The organism is Mesorhizobium sp. (genome assembly GCF_004962925.1).
GTDB lineage: Bacteria > Pseudomonadota > Alphaproteobacteria > Rhizobiales > Rhizobiaceae > Mesorhizobium.
In genome coordinates, this window is the sequence record NZ_SUEO01000005.1 from 82,153 (window position 1) to 82,673 (window position 521).

Annotated in this window: 1 protein-coding gene; it reads left to right on the top strand. The window is 66.2% G+C overall.

The window, feature by feature from the left end; all coding sequences use genetic code 11:
* On the top strand, positions 1–521 hold a 521-nt coding region (locus tag E5W87_RS02895), incomplete at both ends, for a TCP-1/cpn60 chaperonin family protein (RefSeq protein ID WP_292393789.1).

Sequence of the window (521 nt, forward strand, 5' to 3'; positions counted from 1 at the left end):
CTCGATCATTCGTGGCGGCGGCGACCCTGCCACAATCGCGTCGCGCCGCGCACAGGTGCAGCGGCAATATGAAGCCTCGCCGCCAAACATCGACCAGGACAAGTTGCGCGAACGCCTGGCCAAGCTCTCCGGTGGCACCGCGATTCTCTATGCCGGCGGTGTCACGCCGGTCGAGCAGAAGCGGACGATCCAGTTGATCGAGGATTCGCTGAATGCGGTGCGTGCTGCTTGCGAAGAGGGCGTGGTCGCCGGCGGTGGCTCCGCACTCGCCCAGATCGCGCCGTTACTCGACAAGGTGGCGGCCGGCGCAGACGGCGATGTCGCAGAAGGTGTGCGCCTGGTGCGCTCAGTGCTGTCGCGGCCGCTGTGGCGGATCGCTGCCAATGCCGGCGCCGATCCCGAAATGGTCGTGGCCGAGGTCACCCGCGTCAATGGCGGCTACGGCTACAACGCCGCCGCCGGCAGCTACCAAAACATGTTCGAGGCGGGGATCATTGATCCCGTTCGCGTCACCTACACAG